Source organism: Jannaschia formosa, assembly GCF_003340555.1.
GTDB classification, from domain to species: Bacteria; Pseudomonadota; Alphaproteobacteria; order Rhodobacterales; family Rhodobacteraceae; genus Jannaschia; species Jannaschia formosa.
Window position 1 is genome coordinate 1 of sequence record NZ_QPLJ01000052.1, and the last position, 7,629, is coordinate 7,629.

The window sequence follows — 7,629 nt, forward strand, 5'->3', positions numbered from 1 at the left end:
GGCGTCCACGAACAGCCTTGTTGTCCGCCCCCGTCCGCCCGCGATCTCCCACCTTGCCCGGCAAAAGGGGCGCGATGCGCTCCCACTGCGCGTCAATCAACGTCCGTCTGCTCATGATCGCTACCTCCGACGACCGCGAATCAAAACCATAGCCAAACAGGAACCCCCTAAATGAAGACGACGCCTAGGGTTCTGGTCCGCGCAAGACGTTGATCTGACGTAGCTTGCCGGGAGGGATCAGATACGACCGTGCCCGTCCGCGTCGAGCACGTCTTCGGCGCCCAGGCCAACGACATGGGCGGCACCTGGTGCGCACGATCGGCTTGGTGCGCGCCCGCGCCAAGATCGGAATGAAGAACCTCGCCTACAACATGCGCCGCCTCACACAGCTACGCCGCCTGAACCCGTGCCCGACATGATCCCGAGGCAGAGAAATCGGGCGGTGCGGCGCGAAAGGACGGGCGGGACGGGCTGAGTACGAAAAACCCTATGGGGCGAAAGGGCGCCGAAGGGCGGCATCATGCCCGTGTCCATGCCACTCCCCCGGTGTACGGTTTCTTGAGACACTGATTTGGGCCTATGCGGCTTCCGAGAGGAGGGGCCATGACGGACGAATGGAGTACGGGGGCGGGCTTGCCGGAGCGCGCCCCGAACACTGGCGCAGGCAAGCCCGCCGCGCCGCGTCAGCGGCGCATGTCGGCGCAGAGGAAGCAGGAGGCCGTCCTGCGGGTTCTGCGCGGCGAGGACCTCGAGCTGGTCAGCCGGGAGCTGGGAACCACGGCCGCGGCGCTGAGCGGCTGGCGGGATGACTTCCTGGCGGCGGGGGCAGCTTCGCTGAAGAGTCGCCCCGAGGATGGGCGGGACCGGGAACTCAGGGCCATGCGCGAGAAGATCAGCGAGATGACGATGGTCAATGAGCTCCTGGAGGCGAAGGCCTGTCCCGGACTTGATCCGGGGTCGACGGGCTGGAGGCCGGCGTCCCTTTTCGGCGTGGGAGGTTGAAGACATGAGCCGGGCCGTCTCGATCTCCGCGCGCCGCCGCTACGGCCTGGCCCGGGTTTGCCGCTGCTGGCGCATCAGCCGGGCGACGCTGCACCGGCATCTGCTCGCCGCGAACCGAACCGATGCGCTTGGGCGGCGCCGAGGCCCCATGGGGGCGATGTCCGACGCGGAACTGGCCGATCGCATCCGCGCGCTGCTGGCCGACAGCCCGTTCCATGGCGAGGGCTATCGCAAGCTCTGGGCGCGACTGCGCCATGCCGGGGTGCGCACCAGCCCGCGTCGCGTGCTACGGGTGATGCGCGACCATGGCCTGCTGGCGCATCAACGGGTGGGATCGCCGCGCGGGCCACGGGCCCATGACGGCACGATCATCACAGACCGGATCGACGAGATGTGGGGGACCGACATGACCGCCGTCGCCACCGGCGAAGGCCAAGCGGCCGTCTTTATCGCCGTCGATCATTGCTCGGCCGAATGCGTCGGCATCCATGCCAGCGCGCGGGCGACCCGCCACGAGGCGCTCGAGCCGATCCGTCAGGGCGTCCGCCAGAGCTTCGGGGCGATCGGCAAGGACGTCGCGAAGGGCCTCAAGATCCGCCACGACTACGGCAGCCAGTACATGAGCCGCGACTTCCAGCGCGAGATCGCCTTCCTCGGCGCCCAGAGTTCGCCCGCCTTCGTCCGCACTCCCGAGGGCAACGGATGCGCCGAGCGCTTCATCCGGACCCTGAAGGAGAACCTACTCCGGGTCCGCCGGTTCGACACGATTGAGGAGCTGCGACAGGCGCTTCTCGCGTTCCAGCGGACCTGCAATGTGCAGTGGCTGATCGAGCGGCACGGGTACACCACCGAGCCCGCTATCCGTCGCCAAAAAAAGGGTCAAAAATCAAGGTGCTCAACATGCATTGACGCCGCCGTCACGTCTTTTAGGATGATCTTTATGGCGACAGCAACAAAAGTATCTGCTATAATTTTCCGCAACGCTATTTGAGCAGGCCATCTTGCCGCGATCCGGCTTAGTGGAGCCGAAGATGCAGATGTATCCGACAAACACGTGGAAGATGCGGGGCGCGATGTCATACGCGGTCCCGCAGGGGACAGTTTCAAGTACATATCAATTAGGGTTGCTTGAGGCCGATAATCCGCCTTCGGATTTCTTCGGTACCGAGGCATCCGGCGAGGCGGTAGAGCACTGATGCGGTTCGATCCTAAATGGCTGGAGGTGGAGGGGTTCTCTTGGAGCGTCGGCTACGCGCTCGCCTCGCTGGCGCAACTCTCCTACTCCGACGCCCGCGCGGTACGCCGCGCCCTCGAGACGCTTTGGCGTGACCGGCTGACGATCTTCTCGATCGGTCGCTCCCAAGGCTTCGTCGCCACCTCGGATCGCGCGGTCGTCGTGGCCTTCCGCGGGACCGACCAGATTGGCGACTGGTGGGACAACGTCAACGTGCCCTCCCGGCCGTCGCAGATCGTCGGCGGCGGCGTGCATGGAGGTTTCCTGAACGCCTACGACACGGTGCGCGACACCGTCGAGATGGCGCTCAACGCGGCCGATCCGGGCGGTCCGAAGCGGCTGTGGTTCACCGGCCATAGCCTCGGCGGCGCGCTCGCCACCATCGCCGCGATGCACCACGCCGACCGTGGCGTCACTGGGCTCGTTACCTTCGGCCAGCCGAGGTGCTTCGACAACGCGGCACGGGCGCGGATCGCGCAGGTCCTGGGGGCGCGGTACAATCGGATGGTCAACGATGGCGACGTCGTCGCGCGCATCCCTGGCAACTTGGGCCATGCTGGCCGCCTTCGCCTGCTGGACGAGGGCGGTCCGGTCGAGCGCGACCTCGACGGCGCGGAGGCCGCCGGGGACCTCGACGCCGGACCGCCGCCCCTTCCGCCCAAGGAGGAGGCGATCCTTCATGCGCAGATCGAGGCGGCCGACGCGATGCAGGCCGAGGGCTTGTTCGGTGGCGAGGAGCCGGGCCAAGGTGCCGAGGGCCTGCTCCCCGGCATCCGGATGCACCGCATGACGCTCTATGCCGACCGCATGCGCGAGGCCGCCGACGCCATCGATCCTGCGTTCCAAGTCGAGTCCGAGCGGCTTACCACCACGCGGATCGAGGCGCGGGGCATCGACCGGGTCGGCGTCCCACGCGACATGCCCCCCGACCTCTTCGATGGCGAGGAGGCCGGGATCGAGCGCATCGGGAGCATGGACGAGACTGGCGCCGGCGCGCTGCCGGCCTCCGTCCAGAAGCGGCTCAACGCGCGCCAGCCGGTCGTAATCCTGCTGCGGAGCGACGCTTGGGTACCACCAGACGACGTGAGCATTGACACGCGCGAGGGGCTTGTGGTCACTGCGCAGGCCCATCCGGAGCAGATCGCGGCGATCGAGAGAGATCGGGCCCATGTGAAGTCCATAGAAATCAGCCGCGACGTCGAGACGATGGAGTTGCACGAGTCCGGCGAGATCGTCGCGGCCCGCGCCGTGCAGCGGCCGCCGATCTCTGAACGCGGGGCCCACGCCGCCGTCGGACTGGTGGATACTGGCATCGACGTCCTCCACCGCGCCTTCCGGGACGATCAGGGCGAGACCCGCATTGCGGCGATCTGGGACCAGTTCGACACGACCGGTCCCACGCCCCACGCCGTCGACCCGGCCTTCGGGCCCGACTACGGCCGGCTCTACCTGCGCAACGAGATCCAGGCTCTGATCAACGGGGGCGCTGCCGCTGTGCCGCCCCGCCTCCGCGATCCCCGTGCTCATGGCACCCATGTCGCAGGCATCGCGGCGGGACGTGCCGTCGGGACGCTCGCCGACGGCATGGCGCCCGATGCGGCCATCGTCTTGGTGATCCCGCGACTGTCGCCCAGCACGCCCCACGAGCCGCCGAGCCTCGGCTACTCCAAGACCCATGTCGACGCGATCTACTTCCTCAAGCGCGCGTCGCAGGGCGGCACCGCGGTGATGCAGCACCCAAGGCCAATGGCCGTGAACGTCAGCCTCGGGATGATGGCCGGTCCCCATGACGGCCGCACGCCGCTCGAGCGCGCCTTTGAGCGCGTGGTCGACGACGGCTACGCCCAAGGCTTCGCCGTCATCAAGTCGGCCGGCAACGCCGCGATGGAGGCACTGCACGCGCAGGCAAAGCTCAGCGGTGGCTGGCAGGACCTGAGCTGGTCGCGGAAGGCCGATGCGTCGCGACGCCGCGACTACTTCGAGGCGTGGCACCATGGCACGGATCGTGTCGAGTTCCAGGTGATTGATCCGCTCGGGCGCGAGACCGAAATCTGCTCCGAGAACACCTCTTCGGTGCGCGCTGTGCTGGGCGGCAACGTCGTGCGCCTCGACCTCATCCCGACCCATCCGCACAACGGCGACGCGCAACTCGTGATCGCGATCGACGCCGACGCGCAGCCCATCCAGGAGGGCAGTTGGCGGCTGCGCCTCCGTGCCGAGGAGATTCGCTCACGCGAGCGCCGCCTTGACATTTGGACGGAGACCCGCCGCGAAAATCCGGTCCGCTTCGACCACCCTTCGCTGGAGGGGACGCTGTCGGTGCCGGGCACGGCGGACTTCGTCGTCTCGGTCGGAGCCTGCGGTTCGAAGGACGGGATGCTGCTGGCGTCCTTCTCCTCGCACGGACCGACCCGCGACGGCCGCGACAAGCCGGACGTGTGCGCGCCGGGCATGGAGGTGCGTTCGGCATCCGCCAACGGCCTGCTCGGCGACGAGCTGATCCCCAAGAACGGCACCTCGATGGCCGCGCCGCACGTGACCGGCGCCGTGGCGTTGCTCTACTCCCGGCTCGCCGCCGCGGGCGTGCCGCAACCCACCGTCGCCGAGATACTCGGCGACTTGCGCCGCCATGCCCGCTCCACGGGCGGCTTCCATCCGGGCTTCGGCAGCGGAATCCTGGACGTCAGGGGATTCCTGAACGCCTGCTGCCAACGCCACGCCCCTCATTTGCCAGCAATTCCCTTGCCAATAGCCTAGAATTGACAGTTCTTATGGCTCTCATCGTATCGATGGAACATAAGAGCGCCTAACAGAACCTGCTGATTTGGTTCAGGCAGATCACGCAGGCGGCGAGCTTGGTGAGGGCTACATGGATGTCTGCGCGGCGCTCGTAGCGGGTGACGAGCCTTCGGAACTGGTCCATCCACGCGAAGGTCCGCTCGACGACCCAGCGGTGGCGGCCGAGACGGTCGGACCTGTCGATCCTCTTGCGTGCGATGCGCGGCGTGATGCCCCTGGCGCGGCACTCCCTGCGGCACCTGCGGCTGTCGTAGGCCTTGTCGGCGTGCAGCTTGTCGGGGCGCATGCGCGGACGTCCACGCCCGCCCGAGCGCACGCCCGGCACCGCATCGAGCGTGGCTGCGAACGCCATGCTGTCGTGAGGGTTCGCGCCTGTGATCGTCAGGCCGAGCGGCATGCCGCGCGCGTCGGTGACCGCGTGCCGCTTCGTGCCGGGCTTGCCTCTGTCGGTCGGGTTCGGCCCCGTCGCGGCGCCCCCCTTTTGGCAGCGGTGGACTGGCTGTCGAGCGCGGTCCGCCCCCAGTCGAGCTCGCCCGACCGGTGCAGGCGCTCCAGCAGCGTCCGGTGCAGCCGGTCCCACACACCCGCCTGCTGCCAGTCCCGCAGCCGCCGCCAGCAGGTCATGCCCGAGCAGCCGAACACCTCGCGCGGGAGCATCTCCCAAGGGAGGCCCGAGCGCAGGACGAACACGATCCCGCGCAACGCGTCCCGGTCCGACACGCGCGGCCGTCCGCCCTTCGGCTTGGGCGGCTCTTCGGGCAGCAACGGCTCCACCGCCGCCCACATCTCGTCACTCACAAGTTCATGTCTCATGCCTCGTGAATCCACGAGACCCAGATCGGTTTCGTTAGGCGCTCTAAGTAGTACGCCCTGAACATCACGCGGGGCGCGTGATCTGACGCTTCGGCGGCGTTGGGGTGAAGGTTGCGTTGCCGATGAGGCGGAGCAGCGCGGCGAGGATTTCGGCGAGAAGGGTCCTCAGGTGTGCGAGGATCAGGCGGATGTTGTGGCCCGCGCCGCAGAGGGCGGCGTGGAGCGCATCGCCGAGAGTGCCCTTGAGGGGCGAGCGCGACAGGCGGCCGTCGGTCTTCATGTGGCTGATGGTCGGTTCGATGGCGCTGCGCCTGCGCAGGGCCCGCCTGAGGGCGCGGGTCATGCCGCGGCGCTGGCCGGAGATGAAGACGGCGGGGCCTGTCGTAGGCTCGATCCCGTGGCCGCGGTAGCCGCGATCGACGAAGACGCGGAGCGGGCGCGCGTCGGCGAGGATCTCGACCTGCTCGATCGCCTCGTGGAGCGTGTGGCCGTCGTAGGGGTTGCCGGGCATCGACCGCATGCCCAGCACGAAGCCTTCGCGGTGTGTCGTGGCGACCGAGACCTTGCAGCCGAACTCGTAGCGCTTGCGGGCCTTGCCCTTGGAGATGCAGTCGACGTCCGGCTCGTGGAGCGCGGAGAGCTTGCGCCTGTCGCGGGGCTTCTGAGCGAGCAGGCGGCCCGCCAGGGCGAGCCCGGTGTCGATCCGTTGCCGTAGGCCGTCGTCCTTGACCGAGCTCGCTCTGCGCTGGACGTCGCGCATCACCCGGCCGGTGTAGCCCTCGAGCCGCCGCAGGGCCTTCCTCATCCGCTTGAACTGGCGAGCATGGGCGTAGCGGCCCGCCTGTTGGGCCAGCCGGGACCCGAGCCGCGCGTAGCTCTGGCGCAGCGGCAGCCCCGCCTTATGCGCCAGCTTGACCAGGCGCGTTCTGGCCTTCTCGTAGAGCCGCGCGTCGGTGGGGTGCGCGGTGGCCTTCTCCATCACCGTCGTGTCGACGATCACGTCGCGGGTGGAGCGCGCATCGATGACACCGGCGTCCCGCCCCGCCTCGATCGTCTTGGTCAGCAGCCATTCCACGCCCTCCTCGCCGATCCGCCCCCGCCAGCGCGTCAGCGAGGACGGATCGATCGGCGGACGGTGCTGGAGTGAGGCGGATCAGGAAACGGTCCGGGGGACCGTTTCCCCGCCGAACGGTCTCGCCACACAAGTGCTGCCAGTAGGGGGTCTCGGCCCACCGCGCGACGACCGCCTCGTCGGAGAGCGCGTAGGCATGCTGGAGATACAGCAGCCCCGCCACCAGCCGGGGCGACGTGGCCGGCCGGCCTGTGTGCGACGGGAAGAACCCCGCCCATTCCGCCTCGAAGAACTCCCGGTCGATCAGCGCCTCGAGCCGCACCAGCTCGTGGCGCATGCGGAGCAGGTCGTCCTGCTCGGGCGCGCGAGACTTGGGCTTCATCGGGCCTCCGAAATCGCAGGGTTCCGGGGCCAAGCATACCAAACCCTGCGATATCAGAACACCGTCGATCCCGGTTCATGTCAGGAAATCAAAGGGATGTGGGTTGTTCAGAGCGGACTTTGTAGGGCTGGCGTGCTCCCGTGGACACCCCAAGAGTTCATCCGGAGGTGCTCACGATAGCCCACTAAAGCGGTTTGCTTCTGATGTGAATCGTTGAGGATTCCCCTGGGATCATCGGTCTGCTTCACTTTGGGAAGGAGGTGGACGGATGGGCAAACCCTACTCGATGGACCTTCGCGAACGGATCTGGCGCTACATCGCCGCAGG

At 67.9% G+C, this 7,629-nt stretch carries 2 protein-coding genes and 4 pseudogenes; 3 read left to right on the forward strand and 3 right to left on the reverse strand.

What is annotated here, in order from left to right; all coding sequences use genetic code 11:
- Positions 1–115: pseudogene (locus DR046_RS22325) on the reverse strand (IS5-like element ISMra2 family transposase); the annotation flags it as partial.
- 128 nt (positions 116–243) lie between these two features.
- On the opposite strand from DR046_RS22325, the pseudogene DR046_RS22330 reads away from it, so the two are divergent.
- The 3 genes and pseudogenes from DR046_RS22330 to DR046_RS22340 all read left to right on the forward strand — a co-directional run.
- Positions 244–419 (forward strand): annotated as a pseudogene (locus tag DR046_RS22330) (IS5/IS1182 family transposase); the annotation flags it as partial.
- A 184-nt stretch (positions 420–603) separates the two neighbouring features.
- A pseudogene (locus DR046_RS22335) lies at positions 604–1,867 on the forward strand (IS3 family transposase); the annotation flags it as partial.
- A gap of 330 nt (positions 1,868–2,197) precedes the next feature.
- Positions 2,198–4,993, forward strand: coding sequence for a S8 family serine peptidase (locus DR046_RS22340; RefSeq protein ID WP_115384561.1), 2,796 nt, complete (start codon positions 2,198–2,200; stop codon positions 4,991–4,993).
- Between the two features lie 49 nt (positions 4,994–5,042).
- On the opposite strand, the gene DR046_RS22345 is transcribed toward DR046_RS22340, so the two are convergent.
- Both DR046_RS22345 and DR046_RS22350 read right to left on the reverse strand, forming a co-directional pair.
- Positions 5,043–5,848 (reverse strand): IS5 family transposase gene (locus DR046_RS22345; protein ID WP_115384562.1). Its coding sequence is split into 2 segments (ribosomal slippage): positions 5,043–5,518 and positions 5,518–5,848, totalling 807 coding nucleotides; the frame shifts between segments, so codons are not numbered across the junction.
- Positions 5,849–5,912: 64 nt separating this feature from the next.
- Positions 5,913–7,302, reverse strand: a pseudogene (locus tag DR046_RS22350) (IS5 family transposase).
- Between the last annotated feature and the right edge of the window lie 327 nt (positions 7,303–7,629).